At 51.1% G+C, this 23,165-nt stretch carries 18 protein-coding genes and 1 pseudogene; 7 read left to right on the top strand and 12 right to left on the bottom strand.

Annotated elements, in window-relative coordinates; translation table 11 throughout:
* Nucleotides 1–20 precede the first annotated feature (20 nt).
* Nucleotides 21–478 (top strand): annotated as a pseudogene (locus tag Q0R57_RS13290) (IS1380 family transposase); the annotation flags it as partial.
* A 310-nt stretch (nucleotides 479–788) separates the two neighbouring features.
* Here the strand turns inward: Q0R57_RS13290 and Q0R57_RS13285 are convergent.
* Entirely contained in the window at nucleotides 789–1,427 is a 639-nt protein-coding gene (locus Q0R57_RS13285) for a vWA domain-containing protein (RefSeq protein ID WP_294748649.1), read from the bottom strand.
* 852 nt (nucleotides 1,428–2,279) lie between these two features.
* On the opposite strand from Q0R57_RS13285, the gene Q0R57_RS13280 reads away from it, so the two are divergent.
* Together Q0R57_RS13280 and Q0R57_RS13275 are read left to right on the top strand one after the other, a co-directional pair.
* Nucleotides 2,280–2,654 carry a hypothetical protein gene (locus tag Q0R57_RS13280; protein WP_294748654.1) on the top strand — a complete coding sequence of 125 codons (375 nt, stop codon included), beginning with the start codon at nucleotides 2,280–2,282 and terminating at the stop codon, nucleotides 2,652–2,654.
* 72 nt (nucleotides 2,655–2,726) lie between these two features.
* Nucleotides 2,727–3,044 carry a heavy metal-binding domain-containing protein gene (locus Q0R57_RS13275; protein WP_294748647.1) on the top strand — a complete coding sequence of 106 codons (318 nt, stop codon included), beginning with the start codon at nucleotides 2,727–2,729 and terminating at the stop codon, nucleotides 3,042–3,044.
* A gap of 71 nt (nucleotides 3,045–3,115) precedes the next feature.
* Here Q0R57_RS13275 and Q0R57_RS13270 read toward each other — a convergent pair whose 3' ends face one another.
* The 11 genes from Q0R57_RS13270 to Q0R57_RS13220 form a co-directional block, all read right to left on the bottom strand.
* Entirely contained in the window at nucleotides 3,116–5,290 is a 2,175-nt protein-coding gene (locus tag Q0R57_RS13270) for a S9 family peptidase (RefSeq protein WP_294748643.1), read from the bottom strand.
* A gap of 6 nt (nucleotides 5,291–5,296) precedes the next feature.
* Nucleotides 5,297–8,137: an outer membrane beta-barrel protein gene (locus Q0R57_RS13265; RefSeq protein WP_294748640.1), complete on the bottom strand. Its 2,841-nt coding sequence runs from the start codon at nucleotides 8,135–8,137 to the stop codon at nucleotides 5,297–5,299.
* Nucleotides 8,137–9,378 carry a phosphoserine phosphatase SerB gene (gene serB, locus Q0R57_RS13260; protein WP_294748637.1) on the bottom strand — a complete coding sequence of 414 codons (1,242 nt, stop codon included), beginning with the start codon at nucleotides 9,376–9,378 and terminating at the stop codon, nucleotides 8,137–8,139. Before serB ends, Q0R57_RS13265 begins: the two co-directional genes overlap by 1 nt.
* 14 nt (nucleotides 9,379–9,392) lie before the next feature.
* Nucleotides 9,393–10,748, bottom strand: a complete 1,356-nt coding sequence (locus Q0R57_RS13255) for an aldo/keto reductase (RefSeq protein WP_294748634.1) — start codon at nucleotides 10,746–10,748, stop codon at nucleotides 9,393–9,395.
* 82 nt (nucleotides 10,749–10,830) lie between these two features.
* Nucleotides 10,831–12,324 carry a 4Fe-4S binding protein gene (locus Q0R57_RS13250; RefSeq protein ID WP_294748631.1) on the bottom strand — a complete coding sequence of 498 codons (1,494 nt, stop codon included), beginning with the start codon at nucleotides 12,322–12,324 and terminating at the stop codon, nucleotides 10,831–10,833.
* An 83-nt stretch (nucleotides 12,325–12,407) separates the two neighbouring features.
* Complete coding sequence (tatC, locus tag Q0R57_RS13245; protein WP_294748629.1) at nucleotides 12,408–13,172, bottom strand: twin-arginine translocase subunit TatC; 765 nt, start codon at nucleotides 13,170–13,172, stop codon at nucleotides 12,408–12,410.
* A complete protein-coding gene (gene tatA / locus Q0R57_RS13240) occupies nucleotides 13,162–13,374 on the bottom strand; it encodes a twin-arginine translocase TatA/TatE family subunit (RefSeq protein ID WP_294748626.1) in 213 nt (70 codons plus the stop codon). Before tatA ends, tatC begins: the two co-directional genes overlap by 11 nt.
* A 20-nt stretch (nucleotides 13,375–13,394) precedes the next feature.
* On the bottom strand, nucleotides 13,395–15,056 hold the full coding sequence (locus Q0R57_RS13235; protein WP_294748623.1) for an AMP-binding protein: 1,662 nt from the start codon (nucleotides 15,054–15,056) through the stop codon (nucleotides 13,395–13,397).
* Nucleotides 15,057–15,065: 9 nt separating this feature from the next.
* Nucleotides 15,066–16,730, bottom strand: a complete 1,665-nt coding sequence (locus tag Q0R57_RS13230; RefSeq protein WP_294748620.1) for an AMP-binding protein — start codon at nucleotides 16,728–16,730, stop codon at nucleotides 15,066–15,068.
* Between the two features lie 95 nt (nucleotides 16,731–16,825).
* Nucleotides 16,826–18,061 (bottom strand): FtsX-like permease family protein, encoded by a 1,236-nt coding sequence (locus tag Q0R57_RS13225; protein WP_294748617.1) that lies wholly within the window; start codon nucleotides 18,059–18,061, stop codon nucleotides 16,826–16,828.
* Between the two features lie 31 nt (nucleotides 18,062–18,092).
* Nucleotides 18,093–19,295 (bottom strand): pyridoxal phosphate-dependent aminotransferase, encoded by a 1,203-nt coding sequence (locus Q0R57_RS13220; protein WP_294748614.1) that lies wholly within the window; start codon nucleotides 19,293–19,295, stop codon nucleotides 18,093–18,095.
* A 138-nt stretch (nucleotides 19,296–19,433) separates the two neighbouring features.
* On the opposite strand from Q0R57_RS13220, the gene Q0R57_RS13215 reads away from it, so the two are divergent.
* The 4 genes from Q0R57_RS13215 to nspC are packed head-to-tail and all read left to right on the top strand — an operon-like array spanning nucleotide 19,434 to nucleotide 23,001.
* Nucleotides 19,434–20,669 carry a hypothetical protein gene (locus Q0R57_RS13215; RefSeq protein ID WP_294748611.1) on the top strand — a complete coding sequence of 412 codons (1,236 nt, stop codon included), beginning with the start codon at nucleotides 19,434–19,436 and terminating at the stop codon, nucleotides 20,667–20,669.
* A 33-nt stretch (nucleotides 20,670–20,702) separates the two neighbouring features.
* Nucleotides 20,703–21,188: a DUF4494 domain-containing protein gene (locus Q0R57_RS13210; protein ID WP_294748607.1), complete on the top strand. Its 486-nt coding sequence runs from the start codon at nucleotides 20,703–20,705 to the stop codon at nucleotides 21,186–21,188.
* Nucleotides 21,188–21,859: a YggS family pyridoxal phosphate-dependent enzyme gene (locus tag Q0R57_RS13205; RefSeq protein ID WP_294748604.1), complete on the top strand. Its 672-nt coding sequence runs from the start codon at nucleotides 21,188–21,190 to the stop codon at nucleotides 21,857–21,859. The genes Q0R57_RS13210 and Q0R57_RS13205 overlap by 1 nt, the downstream gene beginning before the upstream one ends.
* 2 nt (nucleotides 21,860–21,861) lie before the next feature.
* Entirely contained in the window at nucleotides 21,862–23,001 is a 1,140-nt protein-coding gene (gene nspC / locus Q0R57_RS13200) for a carboxynorspermidine decarboxylase (protein WP_294748601.1), read from the top strand.
* The last annotated feature ends 164 nt before the right edge of the window (nucleotides 23,002–23,165 follow it).

Genomic DNA, 23,165 nt, shown 5'->3' with positions numbered 1-23,165 from the left:
CAAGCAAAATCATCAATGACATGGCAAAGGTACAACAAAAATCTGAGAAAATCACCGCTTTTGGCGGAATATTTTTCGTTTTGGACAGATTTGACCGTATTCTTTCCTCTGTAATCGACTCCCACCTGGGACTTCGCAGTAAGTTGATAGGCTATCAGTACAGCGAGATAATACGGGCCGTCTTCTCCGTTTTCTGCTGTGGCGGCGACTGCATGGAAGACCTCAACCTGTATCTGAAGGATGTGCTTACCGAGCGTCCACATACGCGTGTTCCAAGTGCAGACACGGTGCTGCGCGGCATAGAGGAACTGGCAACGGAGAACATATCATACACGGCAGAAAAGACGGGCAACGTCTATGACTTCAACACGGCAGAGAAACTGAACCATCTGCTCATCAAGTTGCTGCTGGCAACGGACAGCTCACGGAAGGAGGCGAGTACGATGTTGATTTCGACCACCAGTTCCTTGAGGCGGAGACACTAGGGACAGGTGAGCGTCTCGCTTAACGTATTTTGGATGAAGGCTGATGGCTGACGAAGTAGACTCCGCAAAGATGCAGTCACTTTCGGGTCTTTCCTGACGTTCCTTTCATTCGTTCCGATGGTGTTTTGCGGTCGTTCCGATGATACTTTACCCCCCTAAAGTATCATCGGAACGAGTCGTAGATGCCATCGGAAGCACCCGAAGATGCCATCGGAAAGAGTGTAAGATGACGATTGTCCTTTGACACAATAATAAACGAACAGCGGGACTTTCGCCTCGCTGTTCGTTATAAATACAGGGATTTTAATCTTCATCGAAAAACTTTCCTATGGGAATAGGAGCAGCCTCGGCTACGCAGCAGTTGAAACGTTCGCGACTGCGACGCTCGCGTGCGAACATGGCCTTTGTGCCTGTCTCGTCCTGCTGGAATTCGAGGTGCTCGTCGATGGCAAAGGAATGGGCCATCTCCTCTACGTCGAGGTTGTCGGTGCCAATAAGCGTGAAGGTCCAGTTCTGCTTCTTCAGCTTCTCGATGAGGGTGCGAACCATCTTCAACGTCCACTCTTCGCTGCTGTTCTCATAGCCGTCGGTGATGATGGTGACAAGGACGTGGTCGCCATCTTCTACTTGGGCATTGACTTTCGATACGCCCTTTCCGATAGCATCGTACAAAGGAGTGCCTGCACAGGGGTTGTAGGCTTTCCAGGCTATATCCTTAGTCTGGCCGGCAGGGGTGTTGTCGTAGTGCAGCTTGGTGTGGTCGCTGTCGAAGGTGATCAGCGTGACGTACTGCAACTGGTTGGGATACTTCTTCTGCATCATGCGGACAGTCTGCAGGGTCTCGTTCATGCCTGTGAAGGCTTGCTTGCGGATGCACTCCATGGAACCGCTCTCGTCAACAATAATTAGGTTGTGAACTCTCGTTGGAATTAAATCTGTCATAATCGTAATTGTTTTAAAAGGTGAATATTAGGTGAATGGTGACGGGTGAATGGTGACGGGTCACATCTTCTTATTTATCTCTTTAAAGAAGAATTCGGAAAAAAATTAAGCGCGAGTCGGAATTTTTTTGTATTTTTGCCAAAAATATCGAATATGTACTACGGACGACTATCTGACAAGGAGATTCTGAAGGGCTTTCGCCAAGGCGACGGTGACATTATCCGTGACTATTTCTACGGGTATTGTCAGATAGGCTATAACATCTTCGACCAGCGGTATCTGTTGAGGGAGAAGCAGAACCTGGACTTTATGTCGCTGGCACACCAGTATGCCATCTACCTGATGGAGCATGACTGGAAACCGCTGGAGGACCATTCGCCGGAGGTGAGCCTGAAGACGTGGCTTATCAATGGTTTCCGCTATGTGGTGCTGGATGCGCTGAAGTGGTACAAGAAGGAATATGGCAGCATCACCTTTGAGGACTATCTGCGGTCGTTTGATGTGACGAGTGACCTGCGGTTGCAGTTTAACCGCATGGTGGATGATGTCTGCGACCATGTGCCGATGGGGCGTGAGGACAGGCTAATCATCATGATGATGCTGGGGCGAGGATTCAAGGGAAAGGAGATTGCAGCGCAGATGGGTATATCGCCAGCTGCCGTCTCGCAACGGTATAAGAAACTGAAGGAGGAAATCATCGTGCCGTACTTCCGCGAGAACTTCGACATGGACCTGGATATGCCAGAGGTGATGGAGGAGAGCACGGCCGTATTCAGCAAAGCTATTTTGGAGGAGATGCCTATGCCATGTGCTGGAGCAGCGGATTTCATAAGACTAAACAAAAAGGATTATATGCAGCAGAAAAGAACGACGCCGGAGTATATTACATCACTCCAGCCAAACGAGATATTCGTGTTTGGCAGCAATCTTCGTGGCTTGCACGGAGGCGGTGCGGCCTATATAGCCTACCGCAAGTTTGGGGCCATCATGGGACAGGGCGTGGGACTGCAGGGGCAGAGCTATGCCATTCCCACGATGCAGGGCGGCGTAGAGACCATCAAACCCTACGTGGACGAGTTTATCGCTTTTGCCAAGCAGCATCCTCATCTCACCTTCCTGGTTACCCGCATAGGCTGTGGCATCGCCGGCTTCACCGATGAAGAAATCGCTCCATTATTTGAAGCAGCACATGAGATTGATAACATTGTGCTGCCAGAAAACTGGTAGAAGAGGGAAGATAGTGCAACTTTTTGCATCGTTCTTACGTCTAACAGATAGAAACTTTTAAAAGAAACGATTATGATACTCTCAACAACCCCACAGATTGAAGGTCGTCCCGTTCGTGAGTACAAGGGCGTGGTGACTGGTGAAACCATTATTGGTGCAAACTTCGTGAAAGATATCTTTGCAGGCATCCGCGACATCGTAGGCGGTCGTGCAGGTAGTTACGAGAAGGTGCTTATCGAGGCCAAGGACACCTCTATGGAGGAGATGATGCAGCGTGCCGAAGCCCTGGGAGCCAATGCCATCATCGGCATCGACATCGACTACGAGACTATTGGTGCCAACGGCTCAATGCTCATGGTAGCCACAAGTGGAACTGCGGTAGTTATCTAACAAGAAGGTAACAAACAGCAAGCCCCCGACCTGCAGGAATGCAAGCCGGGGGCTATTATGTAATTTGATTATTATTTCAGCCAGCGGGCGAGCCAGTCGAAATAGGTGCGCTGCCAGAGGATACCGTTCTGGGGCTTGAGCACCCAGTGGTTCTCGTCGGGGAAGATGAGGAGCTCGGCTTCGATGCCACGCATGCGGGCGGCATTGAAGGCACTCATGCCCTGAGTGGCGTTGATGCGGTAGTCTTTCTCGCCGTGGATGCAGAGGATGGGGGTGTCCCACTTGTCGACAAAGCGGTGGGGCGAGTTAGCGTAGGTCTTGCGAGCACGGTCGGTCTGGTCGGGGTTCCAATAGGCATCGTCGTACTCCCAGTTAGAGAACCAGTTCTCCTCGGTCTCGGTGTACATAGCCTCGAGGTTGAAGGCGCCGTCGTGGGCAATGAAGCACTTGAAACGCTTGTCGTGATGGCCAGCGAGGTAATAGACGCTGAAGCCACCGAAAGAGGCGCCAACGGCAGCCAGACGGTCGCGATCGACATAAGACAGACTGTCGCAGGCATCGTCGATGGCGGTGAGGTAGTCGTTCATGCACTGGCCTGTCCAGTCGCCAGAGATCTCCTCAAGCCACTCCTGTCCGAAGCCGGGGAGACCGCGACGGTTGGGGGCGATGATGACATAGCCCTGCGAGGCCATGATGAAGAAGTTCCAGCGATAGCTCCAGAACTGGCTGACGGGGCTCTGAGGACCGCCTTCGCAGAAGAGCAGGGTGGGGTACTTCTTGTTGGGGTCGAAATGTGGAGGCTGGATAATCCAGTAGAGCATCTGCTGACCGTCGGTGGTCTTCACCCAACGCTGGTCGACGCTGGGCTTGCCTAACTGGTCGAGGATATCCTTGTTGATCTCTGTAATCTGAGCAATAGTTACACCATAATTTGGATCGCTTGGCGTCACCACATAGAGGTCAGCAGGCTCTGTGAAAGAGTGCTTCTCTGCCAGAATCTGCTTGTCGTTCAGCATCTGCAGCGAACCGAAGTCAGCCTGAAAGTTTGTAATCTGTTTTACCTCGCCCTGCAGGTTAGTGCTGTAGAGGTTCTCGGTGGCGTGCCATACGCCAATGAAATAGATGGTCTTCGAGTCGGGTGTCCAGCAGTAGTCGTCGACGTTGGAGTCGAAACTCTCGGTAAGGAACGTCTTCTCGCCGTTCTGAAGGTCGTGGCAGCAGAGGCGCATGCGGTCGGCCTCGTAGCCGTTGCGAGCCATAGAGAGCCAGGTGATGTAACGTCCATCGGGCGAGAACTTAGGATTTTGGTCGTAGCCAGGCAGGTTCTTCAGGTTCTCGGGGGCATTGACAGTCTGATGCAGCATGGTCTTGGAGGGCTCGATGGCGGGCTCTACATAGTCGGCAGGCTTGCAGAGGTTGGTGGTCTCCTTTTTCTCTACGTCGTAGAGGAAGATATCAGAATCGGTGGAGATGCTGTAAGCCAGACCGGTCTTCTTGCGACAGGTATAGGCAATCTGCTTGGAGTCGGGGCTCCACGCCAGCTGTTCCATGCCGCCGAAGGGCTCCATGGGACACTCGAAGGGCTCGCCCTCGAGAATATCAATGTGAGAATCGTGAATTGAGAATTGAGAATTGACTTCTGCCACGAAAGGATGCTGGATGGTTTCGACGTAATGGTCCCAGTGGCGGTACATGAGGTCGGTAACCACACGACCCGTGGTCTTAGGCAGGTCGGCAGGCTTGGCCTTGATGATATCATTGAAGTCGATGCTCTTGAGCAGGATGACCTTAGAGCGGTCGGGTGAGAACATGAAGCCCTCGATGCTGCCCTCGCTATTGGAGAGCTGCTTGCGGGCGTTGCCTTCGAGGTCCATAGACCATACCTCGCCACCTCTAAGGAAGGCGATGGTCTCGTTGTCGAGCCACTGGGCATCGGTTTCGTTGTCGGCATCGGTAGTGAGCTGTTTCTGCTCGCTGCCGTCGGCCTTCATCATCCAAAGCACCTGGTGACTGGCATTCTCTTCGACGCTGTAGTATCCCGTCTGGAATACGATGTGGAGGCCATCGGGCGAGGCCTGATAGCTGCTCAGACGACTCATGGCCCAGAGTGCCTCGGGGGTCATCTGGTCGCTCTCGAGCTTTACGGTCTGTTTCTGAATGTTCACTTTTTCGTTGTTTTCTTTTTGTGTGCAGCTGGCTGTCAGCAAGAGTGCCGCCGCTGCCACGATTGTCATTGATTTATTCATATCGCATTAAATTTTATTAGGTTTCTGAGAGAATCGATAGGTGACGGAGAACATGACATAGCGCGGGATGCAGTTGTTCCATGTCTCGGTGCGTCCCTGGGCGTTGATGCTGTACTGTGTGTTAGAGAGGCGATGCAACAGGTCGAAAGCGGTGAGCTTCAGTGTGAACTTCTCCTTGAGAATAGAGCGCGAGAGCTCGGCATTCCACACGAGGTTGTCGGTATTCATCATCTCACTTTGATAGCCACGACGGCTATGCATGCGGATATCGGTACCCACATAGAGCTTGAGCCAAGGGATGGTGTAGCGTAGCTGGGCACCATAGTTATAGTCGAAAGCCGAGATGCGCTGGAAGTTCTCGCGATCGCTGGTGGAGCTGCGCCAGTTGACCTCGCCGCTGACGCCGCAGGTGAGGTCACCCTTCTGATATTCCAGCGACAGATGTTCGTTGAGGGTCCAGTTGTTGACGGTGCTCTTGGCGTCGGGGAGGTTAATGGGCTCATTGATCCCATTGGTCAGATAGGCAATGTCGAAGTCCACGGAGTGGGAGTAGTTGGCGTTGGCCTGCTGGTGTAGGGTGAGGCGCTTGGCGCTGTCGAGGGGCTGCTCGTAGCTGGCGCCCAGATCCCAGTTCCAGTTGCCTTCAATGTTGTCCTGCATCATGAAGTAGGCACCAGTGGTGGTGTTATAGACGGTGCGTGTGCCGATGGAGCGCTGGCTAAGCGAGGCGCTACTCCAGACACGGGCAAAGCGGCGGATGCTATCGTTGTTGAACTGGAAGCCGATGCTGACGCTATGCGACAACGTGGGCTTCAGGTCGGGGTTGTTGACGGTGGTGACCAACGGATTGGAGGTGTCGCCAACAGGCATGAGGCTTGACAACGACGGACGACTCATGTTCATGTTATAACCCAGCGAGTTGAGTCCGTTTTTCTTACCCCAGCGCGACCAGTTGATGGAGGGCGTGAATTCCACATAGCTACGACGGGCTATGGTGTCGAGCGTGGTGAAGTCGTTGTAGTTCAGTCGTTCGTGGGTGCTCGTGAGAGGCAGCCTGACGCTGAAATAATCGTTGTCGGTAGAGTGGGTGATATCAAATGAGGCGCGCACCTTGCGTGTCAGCAGTTGCTGCTCATCGACATTATCCATATCCATGACACTCATCAGCAGCTGGTTCGTGGAAGGCAGCCATTCGGTCTGGTGCTTGTCTTCCTTGAGGCGATCGAGGCGATAACGCAGGTTGTTGCTGTTGTCGAGGTCCTGAGAGTAAGAGGCCTCGGCGCTGATAAACCAGCGGTTGAGCAACTGGAGGGTGTAGCCGAATTCTGCCTCGTAGTTGTAACTGTCGCTGTGGGTGTCGGCATAGTTATGGCGCAACTCGGTGCTGTCGGCCTGGGCGTAGAACGTGCGGTTGATGTCCCAGCTCTCGCTAGGTGTGGTGCGACCATAGGCACCACTGAATCCGAATGAGAGATAGTCGCCCCACGCAAACTTGTGATACATGCCGATGCTGCCGCCGAGGGTCAGGTTGCGGCTGCGGTTGATGGCATCGTTGACGGTGCGGTTGATGAGGGCCTCGCGGTAGGTGGAGTCCTGACTGCCGCTGGTGTTTTCGCCCTTGTTATAGGCGCCATAGAGATAGCCGAAAATGGTGAAGGGCTTCTTCATCTGGAAATAGTTGTTGGCATTGAAGCGGAAGTTCTTGCTACGGTTCCATGATTCGTTGCCACCCATGATGTTGCCACCAGAGGCGAAACGCTCGCTGCTGGTGCGACTCATGTTGTCGGCATCGTTCCAGTCGAAGGTGACGTCGAGGTTGTCTTCCCAGTTCTTGTCGGCATCTTCGGTCTCGACATGCAGGCCTGTCTGTTTCGACGACAGCAAACCCTGAGGCATGTTGCTGGGGCTCCATTGACCCTCGCCACCAGGACGGCGGCTCTCGTTGATATTGTTGGTATTGCCAAAGACGCTGACTCGCGAATGGTCGTCGTAATAGAGGCCGAACAAACGGGCCAGATAACGATTGTCGGTACCCAGGCCGCCCTCGATATTACCCATGATGCCGCGGTTGTATTCGCGTTTCAGCTGTACGTCCATCACGTAGTCTTTTTTCTCCACGTCGTGGCCAATGAGCTCGCTCTGCTTGGTGCTCTTGTCGAAGACCTTCAGCTCCTTGACGGTGTAGTAGGGCAGGTTGTCGAGCATCACCTTGTTCTGGCCTTTGAAGAAGTCCTTGCCGTTGAGGGTGAGGTAGTCAACCTTCTTACCATTGATATAGATGTCGCCATTGTCTTTCAGCTCGGCACCAGGCATCTGACGGATAAGTCCGTCGAGCATAGAGCCCTCGGGCATGTTGAAGGCCGAGGCATTATAGACCAGCGTGTCGCCGCGATAGGCCAGTTTTACTTTCGTGCCTGTGACGACAACACCATTAAGTCCTACCTCCTTATAGATGTCGTCGTCGCTACGCTGCTTCTTCTTCATGAGGATACGCGGCACCTCGAACCATGAGTTGCGGGCTATATGGCGCAGGTTATAGTTCATGTAGGTGTCCTCATAGCCATCGGCGGTGGCTCGGATGATGAAGTCATCGTTCTTGGCGGGCACTTTGAACTCATAATACGATGAAGTGCCCCATGTCCAGCAGGTCATGGAGTCGACAAACGTAGAGTCTTTACGCATCAGCGTCATAAGCGCTTTAACTTTGGCCTTGGTGAACGAGTCATATACTTCGCCAGACAGTTCTATTGTTCGTTCTTTTTTCTTTTTAACTTTTGTAGAGTCGGCTTGCGCCCAGAGTATCATGACCGCTGTCAGGGCAATGATTGTGGTTAAGATTCTTTTCATTACAGTTTTCCTTGGTCTCCTAAATATGAGTCTTTAAATCCTAAGAAATAGAGCACACCATCGAGTCCAATGGTGTTGATGCTCTGTTTGGCGTTGGCCACCACGCGGGGCTTGGCGTGGAAGGCAATACCCAATCCGGCCTCGCTGATCATAGGCAGGTCGTTGGCACCGTCGCCTACGGCAATGGTCTGTGCCAGGTTGACTTTCTCTACCTGGGCGATGAGCTTCAACAACTCAGCCTTGCGGTGACCATCGACAATCTCGCCAACGTAGCGACCTGTGAGCTTGCCGTTTTCATCGACCTCCAGCTCGTTGGCATAGACATAGTCGATACCGTATTTGCGCTGCAGGTGCTCGCCGAAATAGGTGAATCCACCACTCAGTATCGCAATCTTATAGCCGCAAGTCTTGAGCACAGACATCAGACGGTCCACCCCCTCAGTCATTGGCAGATGCTCGGCAATATCCTGCATCACGCTGACATCGAGACCTTTGAGTAATGATACGCGGCGAGTGAAGCTCTCCTTGAAGTCAATCTCACCACGCATGGCACTCTCGGTAATGGCACGTACCTCAGCACCAACGCCGGCACGCTCGGCCAGCTCGTCGATACATTCGGTCTGGATAAGCGTAGAGTCCATATCGAAGCAGATGAGACGGCGCATGCGGCGGAACATATCGTCTTTCTGGAAAGAGAAGTCAATCTCCATCTGTTGCGAAAGCTTCATGAACTTGGCTTGCATCTCCTGACGGTTCTGCGGCTCACCACGCAACGAGAACTCGATGCAGGCACGGATATGCTTGCCTGGATTCTTGATGCTCTTACGACCCGTCATACGACGGATGGCGTCGATGTTAAAGCCCTGGTCGGCAATGATGCGGGTGGCTGCCTCTATCTGCTTGGCCTCCAGCTGACGACCCATCACCATGAGGATATAACGGTTCTTGCCTTGATGGCCTACCCATTCCTCATACTCATCGTCGCTGATGGGGGCAAAGCCGATGTTGACGCCTAACTCTGTGGCCTTGAACAGCAGTTCCTTCATCACCTGTCCGCTGTGGGTCTCATCCATGCGGATAAGGATGCCCAGCGATAAAGTAGAATGGATGTCTGCCTGTCCGATATCCAGGATTTGTGCGTCGTACTTGGCCAGTATGCCCATCACCGAGGCGGTCAGTCCAGGGCGGTCCTGACCAGTGATGCGTACAAGGATTTGTTCTTCACGTTTTTCTTGTTCCATGTATGTCTTTTAAGTTATATGTCTTGTTTTAATTGTTCAACCAAATCGGCTATCCGTTTAAGCTCCTGAGGAATACGAATCTTCTGCGGACACGTCTTTACCTCGATGCAATGGTTGCACATGATGCAATGGTCGGGCTGACGGTCCTTGGGGATGGCACGGTCCATGCTGATGAGGTAGTTGCGACGGTTCTTGCGATAATTCTCATCGCCCTGGTCCTCGGGCAGGTTCTTCTCAACAATCCATTTGTTATGGTGCAGGAAGATGCCGGGAATGTCGATGCCATAAGGACAGGGCATGCAATACTGGCAGTTGTTGCAAGGAACGGTGCCCATCTCCATCATCTGTTTGGCAATCTCGCTGTCGAGGAAGCGCTGCTCCTCTTCTGTGAGGGGCTCCAGTGGACAATACGATAGCAAGTTGTCCTTCAGGTGCTCCATAAAAGTCATGCCACTCAATACGGTGAGCACACCCTCTGGGGTGCCGGCATAGCGGAAGGCCCACGAGGCAATGCTCTTCTGCGGGTCGCGCTGTTTCAGCTCGTTGATGGCATATTGTGGCAGGTCTTTCACTAAGCGTCCACCCAGCAGGGGCTCCATGATGACTGCGGGCATACCCACCTTTTGTAGCTCGGCATAGAGATAAGAGGCATCGACATTGCTACCGTTGATCTCGTTGGCATAGTCCCAGTCCAGGTAGTTCAACTCAATCTGCACGAAGTCCCAATGGTACTGGTCGTTCATGGCCAGTATCTGGTCAAACACCTCCTGTCGACCGTGGAAAGAGAAGCCCAGATTGCGAATCTTTCCAGCCTCGCGTTCTGCCATGAGGAAGTCCATCATGCCGTTGTCAACATAGCGACGATTAAACTCCTCCAGACTGCCGCCAATGGCGTGGAGCAGGTAGTAGTCGATATAGTCGACCTGCAACTCCTTGAACGAGTTCTCGTACATTCTTATAGAACCCTCCCGCGAGGCATCGCCAAAGTTAGAGAGCTTCGTTGCAATGAAATAATCTTCGCGTTTGTGGCGGCTCAGGGCAATACCTGTACAACGCTCCGAGAGACCGCGACAATAGACGGGGGATGTATCAAAATAGTTCACGCCATGTTCCATGGCATAGTCAGTCTGACGGTTGATCATTTCTTGATCGAACTCCTCAGAGTCGGGCAATTGCGGCAGACGCATCATGCCATAGCCCAATATTGATACTTTGTCGCTGTTCTTAGGGTTGACGCGGTAGGTCATCTGACCTACGGGAGGCTCACCAATAGCATTGCCCTCGTCACTTTTCTTTCCAGCGCCGGCGCAGGCTGCCAACGTAGCAGCAGAGCCTATGCCCATATATTTTAGGAAATCTCTTCTATCCATAACTTTCAATTTTCACTTTCCGCTTGGCTTTGCCGCTTGGCTAGCCAAGAACTTTCACCTTTCAACTTTCACCTTTCAACTTTCAAACCATCTTGTGAACCTCGTGGCCCTCGACGTGGATGGCAGATAACGGGCGCACAGGACAGAGATGCTCGCAGGCGCCACAGCCAATGCAGGCATTCTCGTTGACGGCTGGCACAGAGGGCGACAGGTCGTCGTCAGGATCGCTGGGCACCATCTCGATGGCTCCAGCAGGACAATGACGGGCGCAGTTGCCGCATTCCGTCTCGCCTGTAGCAGAGATGCAGAACTCGACAGCCACCACGGCATGACCAATCTGAATGCAAGCTTTCTCTTCTTTATCGATAGGCTTGATGGCGCCAGCAGGACACACTTCCGAACAGCGTGTGCACTCAGGACGACAGTAGCCTTTCTCGAACGACATCACGGGCTGCATCAGGTTAGCGATATCCATGCTGGGGCGCAGCACTTCGTTAGGACATTTCGACACGCAGAGCTGACAGCCAGTGCAGTGCTGGGTCATATTTTTCAGCGAACGGGCACCAGGAGGTACCACGGGCGTCTGGTGCTCGGGGGCCTTCTTCTCGATGATATCGGCCAGGCCACCATCCACATGCTTGGCTTCCTGAGCCAGGGCGGCAGTGGTCACCATCGCTGAGGCCAGCAGGAACGCGCGCTTGGTGGGGTCTTGTGGAGAATGGGTCTCATGGGTTGAATGGGTCCCATTAGTCCCATTTGACCCATTAATCCCATATTTCAAAGCCCCAAACTTACAGCTCTTGATACAGTCGCCACACACCACGCAACGAGAGTAGTCCACCTGATGGTTCTTAAAATCGATGCAGGCTGCCTTACAGTTCTTGGTGCACAGCGAGCAGTTCTTGCATTTATTCTCATCGAAGTGAATCTTCAGCAGCGAGAAGCGCGAGATGAACGACAGCACCGTGCCCACAGGACAGATGGTGTTGCAATAGGTTCTGCCGTTGCGCCAAGCCAATACGGCCAGAACGACCAGCGTAATCAGGGCAATTGCGAAGACGGGCAGCGACTTCATCCACACATCGACGCCATAGAAAGCATAGCTCTCGTAGTGCTCGGCAAGCGATGCCAGCACATTGTTGCCCAGCATCCACAGGGGCTGCAGCAGCATGGTGGCAATACGACCGAAGGCGGAGTAGGGTGCCAGTAGCTCGATGATGGTGCCGATGCCTGCCAAACAGCCTGTGACGAAAAGAATGAGCATAGCGTATCTCAGCCATTTCATCTCTTTAGAATGGGTGTATCGGTTCTTCTTGGCCTTCTTGCCCAGCCATCCAAAGAAGTCCTGCATCACACCCAGCGGGCAGATGACGGAACAATAGATGCGGCCAAAGACCAACGTGAGCACAGCGAGGCCGACAATAATCACTACGTTGAGGGCCAGTACAGCCTCCAACGCCTGAACTTTCGCGAGCCACCCCAACCAATGGTGCAGCGTGCCCGTAAAGTCTAAAAACAGTAGCGTCAGTCCTACTAAGAACACGCTACCTAATGCAATTCTAATTTTTCTAAGCATAGCTCATGTTTGATGTGTGCAAAGATACGAATAAGTATGCAAAACACCAAACAAATTAGGATATTTAAGTTTACAACTTAATATTATCCTTCGGATTTCACGATTTTTACGGATTTCACCACGAAGATGCTTGCCTCGTAGAGCAGCCAGATGGGTAGCGAGACGATGAGGAGGGTGAAGATGTCAGTGGTGGGAGTGATGATGGCGGCAACGATGAGGATGGCAACGATGGCATGACGACGATAGCGGGTCATGAGACTGGAGGTGAGGATGCCCATGCGGCCTAGGATGGCACAGATGACAGGCAACTCGAAGACCACACCCATAACGAGACTCATAGATATGAGTGTGTCGGTATAGGACTGCAGGGTGAGCATGTTTTCCACTTCGGGACTGACCTGGTAGGTGCCCAGAAAACGAACGGTGAGGGGAAATATGAGGAAATAGTTGAGCAGGGTGCCCAGCATGAACATGAGATAGCCAGATGTAACTATCCACAGACCTGCTCGTCGCTCGTTCTGATAGAGGCCTGGCGACACGAAACGGAATAACTCAAAGATGATATAGGGAGCGGCACACAACAGACCTGCATACATAGCCACTCGCATGTGAGTCATAAACTGCTCGGTGAGGCCAGTATTCATCAGATGGACGCTGAATGGCTCGACACCCATCCACTGGAAAGTGATGAAAGCGCTTGTCCTTGGTGCCAGGATGACGGCAAAGAGCCAATCTTTGAGGCAGAAGGCGGCAACGGCAAAGACGACAGCCACACCCAACGAGCGCAGGATGACCCAGCGGAGCACGTCGAGATGCTGCCAGAAGGTGGCCGCTTCGTTATTTTTCATCCTCTTTGACTTGGTCGGTGATGTCTTTCTTGACATCGTCGACTTCCTTCATGCCTTCCTTGAAACTCTTGACGCCTTTGCCCATGCCGCGCATCAGCTCGGGAATCTTAGAGCCACCAAACAGCAGCAGCACGATGAGAGCGATAATCAGGATTTCCTGGCCACCAAGTCCAAAGAATAGTAATGTGTTGATTCCTAACATCTTGTCTTGTTTTTAATTGATTAATGATAGAGGTAGCGTTTGATGCTCTTCTTGGGGGTCTTGGCAAACTCCTCATCGTAGATTTCCACCTCGCTAATTTTCTCGTAGGCAGGAAGCATCTGGTTCAGCGTGTTGCGGTTCTGCTCCATGATGCCTTCGATGTCTTCCTTGGTGAAGCCCATAGCCTTGGCCTCGTCGAGGTCGGGGTGAACGAGAGCCACCAGCTTGGTGTCGCGTTGTACCACGATGCTCTCTACAACCATCGTCATAGAGTTGAGCTTGTCCTCAATCTCCTCAGGATAAATGTTCTGGCCGTTGGCACTCAGCAGCATATTCTTGGAGCGTCCATTGATATAGACGTTGCCCTCGGCATCCATCGTGCCCAGGTCGCCAGTATGATACCAGCCTTCTTTGTCGAGCGTGGATGCGGTAGCTTCCTCATTCTTATAGTAGCCCAGCATGACGTTGAGACCACGGGTGAGTATCTCGCCTGGAACCGTCGATGGGTCTGGGGAGTCGATCTTTATGTCCATGTGGAGCACGGAACGGCCGCATGAACCTGGTGCGAAGGTGTGCCAGTCGCTATAGCTGATGATGGGGGCACACTCGGTGGCGCCATAGCCCACGGTATATGGGAAGTTGATGCGTTTGAGGAACTGCTCGACCTCCTGATTGAAGGCAGCACCACCAATGATAATCTCGTAGATATTGCCGCCAAAGGCGTTGACCACCTCCTTGCAAATCATCTCGCGTACCTTCTGTGAGATGATAGGCATCTGCAGGAGCAGACGCATGCGGTTGTTTTGTATCTTCGGGAACACCTTCTTGCGGATAATCTTCTCGATGACCAAAGGCACGGCAATGATGATGCGTGGCTTGACCTCGGCAAAAGCCTGAGCGATGATGGCAGGCGACGGCGTGCGGTTCAGATAGAACACATGACAGCCATGCAGGAATTCGAACAGGAACTCGAAGGCCATACCATACATGTGAGCCATAGGAAGGATGGAGATGATATTGTCGCCACGTTTGATGGTGGAACCCAGCACGTTGCAGGCAAAGTCATAGTTTGACCAGAGGGCACGATAGGGTAGCATGACACCCTTCGAGAATCCTGTGGTGCCGCTGGTATAGTTGATAAGTGCCAGCTCATCAGGACTCTGCTCAATATAGTAGTTGATATGCTCCTGACGGAAATACTTGGGGAACTTCTGTCCGTAAAGGGCGTTGAGGTTCTCACGGGCATAGGTCAGCTTCTCAGAACGTGAGATGATAAGTGAGTAGTCCGTGCTGCGGATAATACCTTCCAGATTGGGCATCGCTTCAGGATCGATGATACCTGCCACATAGTCGCCAGCAAAGAGCAGCTTAGCGTCAGAGTGGTTCACGATATTATGAATCTGCTCGGGCATGAACTCATGTAAGATAGGTACTGCGATGGCGCCATAGGTCAGCGTGGCGATGAAAGCCACAGCCCATTGGCTGCTGTTGCGTCCACAAAGGGCTATCTTGTCGCCCTTCTGAATACCTGAGTTCTCGAAAAGAATATGTACTTTCTCAATTTTTCGGGCTACATCATGGTACTGCAGCGTCTGTCCTTTATAGTCAGTCAGCGCGTCCAGATCCCAATTGGCAATGATGCTTTTCTGGATCAGCTCGTTAAAACTTGGTATTTTTTCCATATCTTAGATTTATTTAGTAGCGTTTTGGTAAAGATATCTTTTGATGCTTTTCTTTGGTGTCTTCAGGAACTCCTCATCGCGCAGGATGATGCGGCTGATGCGGCTGAAATTGGGCAGCATGGAGTTGAGGTTTTCACGGTTCTGATCCATCACGGCTTCCAGTTCTTCGGGCCTGAAATCCATTGTCTCGTCTTGATCAGGATATACCAGAGCTACGAGTTTGTCGCCATCCTGCACTACCAGAGATTCACTAACCATCGGCATTGAATTCAGCTTGTCCTCAATTTCCTCTGGATAGACATTCTGTCCGCTGGCCCCCAAAAGCATGTTCTTGATGCGTCCGCGAATATAGATATTATTGTCGGCATCCATCGTGCCCAGGTCGCCGGTATGGTACCAACCGTCCTCATCCAAAGCCTGACGTGTGGCTTCCTCGTTTTTATAATAGCCCAGCATGACATTCATACCACGAACAACAATCTCTCCAGGCTTGTTGGCAGGGTCGTTGCTGAGGATGCGTACCTCCATATTATCTACAGGACAACCGCACGAACTTGGTGAAAACTCCTTATGGTCACGATAGCTGATAAGAGGTGCACACTCTGTGGCACCATAGCCCACCGTGATGGGGAATCCTATGCTGAGCAGGAACTCTTCCACCTCTTTCGATAATGCCGCACCACCCACAATAACCTCGTAGGCGCGTCCACCAAAGGCCTCGTAAACCTGCTGACAGATTTTTGTCTTGACTTTCTGCGATACGATAGGCATAGCCAGCAGCAATTTCATCCTGTTGGTCTGTATGATGGGGAACACCTTCTTGCGGATAATCTTCTCGATAATCAGGGGCACCGACACCACCAACGTGGGACGGATATCCGTAAATGCCTTAGCGATGAGGGTGGGTGACGGCAGGCGGTTGAGGAAGAAAAGGTGGCATCCGTTGCAGAAGCCAAACAAGAACTCCACAGCCATACCATACATGTGTGCCATCGGCAGAATGTCGAGCAGAGGGTCGCCCGGCTTCACATGTTTAGACAGACGGTTCATGACAAATGACACATTACTCCACAGCGAACGATAAGGCAGCATGACGCCCTTCGAGAAACCTGTTGTGCCGCTGGTGTAGTTTATCAGCGCCAACTCTTCAGGCTGGTCTTCGTGATAGTGAATATGTTCTTTGCGGAATGCCTTCGGATATTTCGAGCCAAACATCATATTCAGATGTTCGCGGGCATAAGTCAATTTCTCCGAACGTGACAACATCAGCGAGAAATCGGGCATAAAGACGATGCCTTCCAGTTTTGGCATCTGCTCAGGGTCAATCTCCTTAGCAATGAAATCGCCTACAAACAGGGCTTTTGAGCCAGAGTGATTAACGATGTTGTGAATCTGTTCTGCATTGAACTCATGCAGTATGGGTACGGCAACAGCACCATAAGTGAGAGTGGCCAAGAAGGTGACAGCCCAATGTGCGGAGTTGCGTCCGCAAATGGCAATTTTATCGCCTTTCTGAATGCCGCAGTTCTCAAAAACAATGTGCAGCTTCTCTATTTTTCTTGCTACGTCGTGAAACTGGAGTGTTGCTCCCTGATAGTCTGTCAGAGCATCCGCATCCCAATTGTTGACTATCGCATCGTAAATTAGTTTATTAAAACTAGAACTATTGTTCATTGCACAAATTTCAAAATTTTGTGCAAAGGTACATCGTTTTCTGCACAAAACAAAAAAAAACGTGCAATAATTTATATTTATTAACCAATCAGGGATTATTCATAGTGCATGGAACGTGCAGGATGGATATGTGACACCAGATAGCTGGGTGCGATGAGCACGAAAACACTAATGAGTAATGTGGCTGCATTGAGCAACAGGATGAATAGCAGGTTCAGTTCCATAGGGGCCTCACTCACATAATATGTCTGGGCGTCGAGTGTTACGATGCCTGTGGTTTGCTGCAGCACCACAAGGCCAATGCCCAGGATGTTACCCCAGAGTAAACCGCGACCAATGATAAAAGCCGCAAACCAAAGGAACGTATGGCGGATAGTGTCGTTGCGTGCTCCCAACGCTTTGAGGATGCCAATCATCTGCGTGCGTTCCAATATAATAATAAGGAGGCCACTAATCATGGTGAAGCCTGCAACGGCAATCATCAGTCCGAGGATAATCCACACGTTGATGTCGAGTAGTTCGAGCCATGAGAAGACCTGCGGATAGATATCTGTGATGGGATAGCTCACAGACATATTGCCATCGCGGTCTGTGTTGTCACGCAGTATGCTGGTGACATTCGAGTTGATGGGTTTCAGACGGTCGAAATCGTTAACCAGCAACTCTGCTCCAGTACATTGCTCCTTGTCCCAGCCGTTCAACCGTTGCGTCACGCTAATGTCTGTGAGGCAGATGAGATCATCGAATCGCTTCATGTTGGTCTGGTAGATAGCGCTGACGTTGAAACGGCGTGCGCGCACATCTTTTTCGCCAATGAAATAGGCAAAGACACGGTCGCCGGCATGTAGGCGCAACTTCTGTGCCATTGTCTTCGAGATGACCAACGGATAATTCGATGTGGAGTCGGTAAAGGCAGGCAACTCTCCCTCTACGATACAGTCGTTGATGAAGTGTATGTCGTATTCTGGTCCAATGCCCTTGAGCATCACGCCCAGAAAGTCGTTGTCTGTTTTCAAGATACCTTGCGAGGTTGTAAAACGCTCAGCATGACTCACACCTTCTGCCTGTTCATAAGCAGCCAGCGTGCTGTCGTTGATGCAGAGAGGATAGACGCTTCCTTGAATATTGTACACTTGCAGGTGGCTACCAAAGCCCACCACCTTGTCGCGAACAGTATGCTTGAATCCCAAGACCACGCTAATGGTGATAATCATCACGGCCAGTCCTATGGCCACGCCAATGGTGGCAATACGAATAGCAGGTCGACTCACCTGATGGCGGTCGCCCTTGTCGCTGAATATTCTTTTGGCTATGAATAAGGGGAAGTTCAAACCTTAAACCTCAAATCTTAAACCTCAAACCTCAATCGTTCACTCTGCCAGGATAAGCCTCCAGCGCTTTCCTCAGCACGACAAGCGCCTTGGTCAGGTCTTCTTTCTTCAGCACGTAGGCAATACGTACCTGATTGATGCCAGCGCCAGGAGTGGTGTAGAAACCAGCGGCAGGCGCCATCATCACCGTTTGCCCTTCATACTCGAATTCCGAAAGGCACCAACGGCAGAACTTCTCAGAATCGTCGACTGGCAGCTTGGCCACCGTATAGAAAGCTCCCATGGGAATAGGTGAATATACACCGGGAATACGGTTCAATCCGTCAATCAGACACTTACGACGCTCAACATATTCGTCGTAAACATCGCGATAGTATTCTTCTGGTGCATCGAGTGAAGCCTCGGCCACAATCTGTCCGATAAGGGGGGGAGAGAGGCGAGCCTGACAGAACTTCATCACGGCAGCACGCACATCTTTGTTCTTGGTAATCAGCGCACCCACGCGAATGCCGCACTCAGAATAACGCTTAGATACCGAGTCAATCAGAATGACATTCTGTTCTATACCCTCCAAATGGCAGGCAGAGATATAAGGTGAACCTGTGTAGATATACTCACGATAGACCTCGTCAGAGAACAGATAGAGGTCGTATTTCTTAACCAAGTCGCGAATCTGGTTCATCTCGCGACGAGTGTACAGATAGCCTGTGGGATTGTTGGGGTTGCAAATCATGATGGCGCGAGTGCGCTCATTGATCAGCTCCTCAAACTTCTCTACTTTGGGCAGCGAGAATCCCTCTTCAATAGTAGTGGCAATAGTACGGATCTTGGCACCAGCTGAGATGGCGAAAGCCATATAGTTGGCGTAGGCTGGCTCTGGCACGATAATCTCGTCGCCAGGGTTCAGACAGCTGAGGAAAGCAAAGAGTACCGCCTCAGAACCGCCCGAGGTGATGATGATATCATCGGCTGTGACATTGATATTGTATTTCGCGTAGTAGTCCACCAACTTCTCGCGGTAGCTCTGATAGCCCTGTGAGGGTGAATACTCCAGAATGTCTCTGTCAATAGTCTTCAGCGCGTCGAGACCTACCTGTGGTGTGGGTAGGTCAGGCTGTCCAATGTTAAGGTGATAGACTTTCACGCCGCGTTTTTTAGCGGCAACGGCCAGCGGAGCCAGCTTTCTGATTGGTGACTCCGGCATCTCCAGACCGCGAACTGATATTTCAGGCATCTTTGTTTTGTTTGTAATTTCGACTGCAAAGTTACGACTTTCTTTCGATATAACAGCAACTTCTACCGAAAAAATCCTGTTTTGTTTGCTCAATTCGGAATATTTGCGTAATTTTGCACGTCTATAAACGCAAGCAGTATGAATTTTGAAGAAATGCTGAACGCCCAGGAAGGGCTTGTGCCAAAGCACGAGAAATTACCTTTTGGTGATTTCTACAGGAAACAGATTGACGGCAAGTACCGTTTTGTGGTGGAACTGAAATCCAGTCTCACCGACAGCATCGTGTTCTGCGAAGCCTTGAAAAAGGAGCAGCAATGGTCGCTGAAACAAAGGGCAAAGCAGCAGTTGCACTATGAGTTGCACGAGGATAGCGGTGGCCTCTATGAGCTGGGCTTGGAAACAGGTAATTACCAGACGTTGTCGCAGCTTATCTTCGACAATCCTGCCGTAGTGGCCCAGAAAGGTTTTGTAGATCAAATGGTGAAAAGCCTGATTGACTATACGACAAAGTTACATTCCGAGGGTGTCTATCATATTTGCTTTGCACCTCAGAATGTCTTTTTGCGTAAGGGCGATCAGATGCCCATGCTGCTTTGTCACGGATCTTTCTATACTTCGCTCAACGATCTTGACGCGCTGTATAAGGATGTAGAGGGCTTCGTGGCTCCCGAGGTGTTCTCGCATGGTACTATCGACGAGCGCAGCGACGTGTATTCTTTAGGTAAACTCATCTCTTTTCTCTACGAACAGGGCTCTATGCCCTTTGAGTATAAGCAGGTGGTTCAGAAAGCTACGGAAGAAGATCCCGCCCGTCGATACAAATCGTTGGAGGACATGAAGAGCGCTCTGGCTCAGAAACGTAACACATTGCGCTCTGCCTATGCTTTGGTAGCAGCTGTGGTTATCGCCCTGATTTGCGTTTTCGCCTATATCGAGATGCTGCCCGAAGCAGGTCAGATAGATTATGTGGAGCCCATTCCTGCAGCTGAGGAGGCAGATCCCTTTGATGACCACTTCGACCCTGCCTTGCTGATTGAAGAAGAGGACTCCATTGGTCCAGAAACTGATGCTATGTATCAGCAGAAAGCCGAGGAGATATTCCGCAAGCACTATCAGCGCGAGGCCGATAGGATTCTGTCGAAGATCTACGATAATGAGCGCATGGGCTCGTCGGAGAAGGCATTTATGGCCAATACCCAGTCGATGGCTGAAGAACTGCTGAATACGCAGAAGAAGTTGGCCGAGGAGATGGGTATTGACGAAGGTACCGCCGGCAAGTTAGGTCATGAGATTGTAGAGGAACTGACCAAGCAGAAACAGCAGGCTCTGGATCGCAAGGGCTATATCAAGCCGAAGGAGGATGGTGAAGAATAATTATAACAACAAAATATTAGAAAACAAACAACAATGAGAAGTAGAACAGCAACATGGTTTGAATGTAAGATTCGTTATGAAAAGACAATGGAAGACGGCCTGCAGAAGAAGGTTACGGAGTCTTATGCCGTTGACGCATTGAGTTTCAGCGAGGCCGAGGAACGCATCATCGAAGAGATGTCGTCATATATCAGCGGTGAGTTTAATGTCGTCGATATCAAGATGGCTCCTTATGGTGAGATATTCTTCTCTGAGCAGGAGTTGGCCGACCGTTGGTATAAGGCCAAACTGCAGTTTATCACCATAGACGAGAAGACTGAGAAAGAGAAACGCTCTAATGTGACCTATCTGGTTCAGGCAGGAACCCTGAATGGTGCCGTGAAGAATATTGACGAGGTGATGGGCGGCACAATGATTGACTACGCCATTGTCAGCGTGGCCGAGACGACTCTGATGGATGTCTTTGAACACGTGGCCAAGAGTGCTAAGGCCAACGACAAACCCGAGTTTGAAGCGTAATGTACGATATAAAAGCTCATCTGAATGAAATCCGCCAGTCGTTGCCGCAAGGTGTACGACTGGTGGCTGTTAGTAAGTTTCATCCTGAGGAGGATGTATTGGCTGCCTATGAGGAAGGACAGCGCATCTTTGGTGAGAGCCACGAACAGGAGCTGGCCCGTAAGGTGAAGACGCTTCCTGCCGACATTGAATGGCATTTCATTGGTCATCTGCAGACCAACAAGGTAAAGTACATAGCACCTTTTATCTCGATGATTGAGGCTGTAGATTCGCTGAAGCTGCTGCGTGAGATTGAGAAACAGGCAGCCAAGGCCGAAAGGGTGGTGCGTGTGCTGTTGGAACTGCATATTGCCGAGGAGGCCACGAAGTATGGACTCACCCTTGACGACTGTCGTCAGCTGCTGGCCGATGGCGAGTGGCGTCAGATGAAGCATGTTCAGATTTGTGGTCTGATGATGATGGCGTCGAACATAGATGATGACGCACAGATTAGTCAAGAATTTCAGACGGCAGCCGATTTCTATCATGAGGTAAAGCAGGCTTATTTTGCCGATGATCCCCATTTCTGCGAGCGTTCCTGGGGTATGAGCGACGATTACCTGTTGGCTGTTAACCATGAGTCGACAATGGTACGCGTCGGAACTGCTATTTTTGGTCCTCGCAAGTATTAGTTATGCAATTGTCTACACCAATTTATATTATAGAGGAGCAGAAGCTGCGTCGTAATCTGCAGCTCATTGCTGATGTGGCTCGTCAGGCTGATGTTGAAATCATCCTGGCTTTCAAGGCCTTTGCACTTTGGAAGACCTTTCCTATTTTCCGTGAGTATATCAATAGTACCACAGCCAGCAGCTTGAGCGAGGCTCGTCTGGCCCTTGAGGAGTTTGGCGCCAAGGCCCATACCTTCTCGCCGGCATATACCGACAACGAGATTGAGGAGATTATCCGTTGCAGCAGTCATCTCACTTTTAACTCATTGTCGCAGTACGAGCGATATCACGAGCGGGTGGGGGACCGCGCCAGCATCGGACTGCGTGTCAATCCTGAATATTCTGAGGTGGGTACGCTGCTTTATAATCCCTGTGCCCCTGGCACTCGTTTTGGTGTTACTGCTGACAAGTTGCCCGACACATTGCCTGCCGATATCGAAGGTTTCCATTGCCATTGTCATTGCGAGAGCGGTGCCGATGTGCTGGAGCGTACATTGGTGCATATCGAACAGAACTTCTCGAAGTGGTTCCCACAACTGAAATGGCTCAACCTGGGTGGCGGACACCTGATGACCCGCAAGGATTACGACGTGCCACACCTTATTAATATATTAAAGGGACTGCACCAACGCTATCCTTGGTTGCATATCATCCTTGAACCCGGTAGCGCCTTCGCTTGGCAAACAGGACCGCTGGTCAGTCATGTGGTCGATATCGTCGAGGACAAAGGTATTCGCACCGCCATCCTCGATGTCAGTTTTACCTGCCACATGCCCGACTGTCTCGAAATGCCATATAATCCCGATGTGCGAGGAGCCGAACATGTAGATGATTCAGAACTCGCCCCCAAGAATTCAGCCTTCGTTTATCGCCTTGGAGGAAATAGTTGCCTAAGTGGCGATTTTATGTCGTCTTGGCAGTTCGACCATGAGTTGCAGGTAGGCGAAGAGGTGATTTTTGAGGATATGATTCACTATACAACGGTCAAGACTTGCATGTTCAATGGCATCACTCATCCAGCCCTTGGAATGCTTCATAATGACGGAAATCTCGAGATTCTGCGCCAATTTTCCTATGAAGACTACCGAAATCGCATGGATTAGCACATTTTTTTGAAAAAAAACGTCGAAAAGTTTTGGCAGTTCGGAAAAAAGTAGTACCTTTGCATCCGCAATCGAGAGAGATGCGCCGAGAACACTAAGTTTTCGAAGAAAATGCGGAAATAGCTCAGTTGGTAGAGCACAACCTTGCCAAGGTTGGGGTCGCG

The sequence above is a fragment of the uncultured Prevotella sp. genome, assembly GCF_946407605.1.
Lineage (GTDB): Bacteria > Bacteroidota > Bacteroidia > Bacteroidales > Bacteroidaceae > Prevotella.
The sequence above is the reverse complement of the archived record's forward strand: the minus strand, read 5'-3'. Positions and strand labels throughout refer to the sequence as shown.

Coding starts and splice junctions, on each gene's coding strand:
- Q0R57_RS13285 (WP_294748649.1), bottom strand. CDS start 1,427: ATGACAGATTTAATTCCAACGAGAGTTCACAACCTAATTATTGTTGAC.
- Q0R57_RS13280 (WP_294748654.1), top strand. CDS start 2,280: ATGCAGCAGAAAAGAACGACGCCGGAGTATATTACATCACTCCAGCCA.
- Q0R57_RS13275 (WP_294748647.1), top strand. CDS start 2,727: ATGATACTCTCAACAACCCCACAGATTGAAGGTCGTCCCGTTCGTGAG.
- Q0R57_RS13270 (WP_294748643.1), bottom strand. CDS start 5,290: ATGAATAAATCAATGACAATCGTGGCAGCGGCGGCACTCTTGCTGACA.
- Q0R57_RS13265 (WP_294748640.1), bottom strand. CDS start 8,137: ATGAAAAGAATCTTAACCACAATCATTGCCCTGACAGCGGTCATGATA.
- serB (WP_294748637.1), bottom strand. CDS start 9,378: ATGGAACAAGAAAAACGTGAAGAACAAATCCTTGTACGCATCACTGGT.
- Q0R57_RS13255 (WP_294748634.1), bottom strand. CDS start 10,748: ATGGATAGAAGAGATTTCCTAAAATATATGGGCATAGGCTCTGCTGCT.
- Q0R57_RS13250 (WP_294748631.1), bottom strand. CDS start 12,324: ATGCTTAGAAAAATTAGAATTGCATTAGGTAGCGTGTTCTTAGTAGGA.
- tatC (WP_294748629.1), bottom strand. CDS start 13,172: ATGAAAAATAACGAAGCGGCCACCTTCTGGCAGCATCTCGACGTGCTC.
- tatA (WP_294748626.1), bottom strand. CDS start 13,374: ATGTTAGGAATCAACACATTACTATTCTTTGGACTTGGTGGCCAGGAA.
- Q0R57_RS13235 (WP_294748623.1), bottom strand. CDS start 15,056: ATGGAAAAAATACCAAGTTTTAACGAGCTGATCCAGAAAAGCATCATT.
- Q0R57_RS13230 (WP_294748620.1), bottom strand. CDS start 16,730: ATGAACAATAGTTCTAGTTTTAATAAACTAATTTACGATGCGATAGTC.
- Q0R57_RS13220 (WP_294748614.1), bottom strand. CDS start 19,295: ATGCCTGAAATATCAGTTCGCGGTCTGGAGATGCCGGAGTCACCAATC.
- Q0R57_RS13215 (WP_294748611.1), top strand. CDS start 19,434: ATGAATTTTGAAGAAATGCTGAACGCCCAGGAAGGGCTTGTGCCAAAG.
- Q0R57_RS13210 (WP_294748607.1), top strand. CDS start 20,703: ATGAGAAGTAGAACAGCAACATGGTTTGAATGTAAGATTCGTTATGAA.
- Q0R57_RS13205 (WP_294748604.1), top strand. CDS start 21,188: ATGTACGATATAAAAGCTCATCTGAATGAAATCCGCCAGTCGTTGCCG.
- nspC (WP_294748601.1), top strand. CDS start 21,862: ATGCAATTGTCTACACCAATTTATATTATAGAGGAGCAGAAGCTGCGT.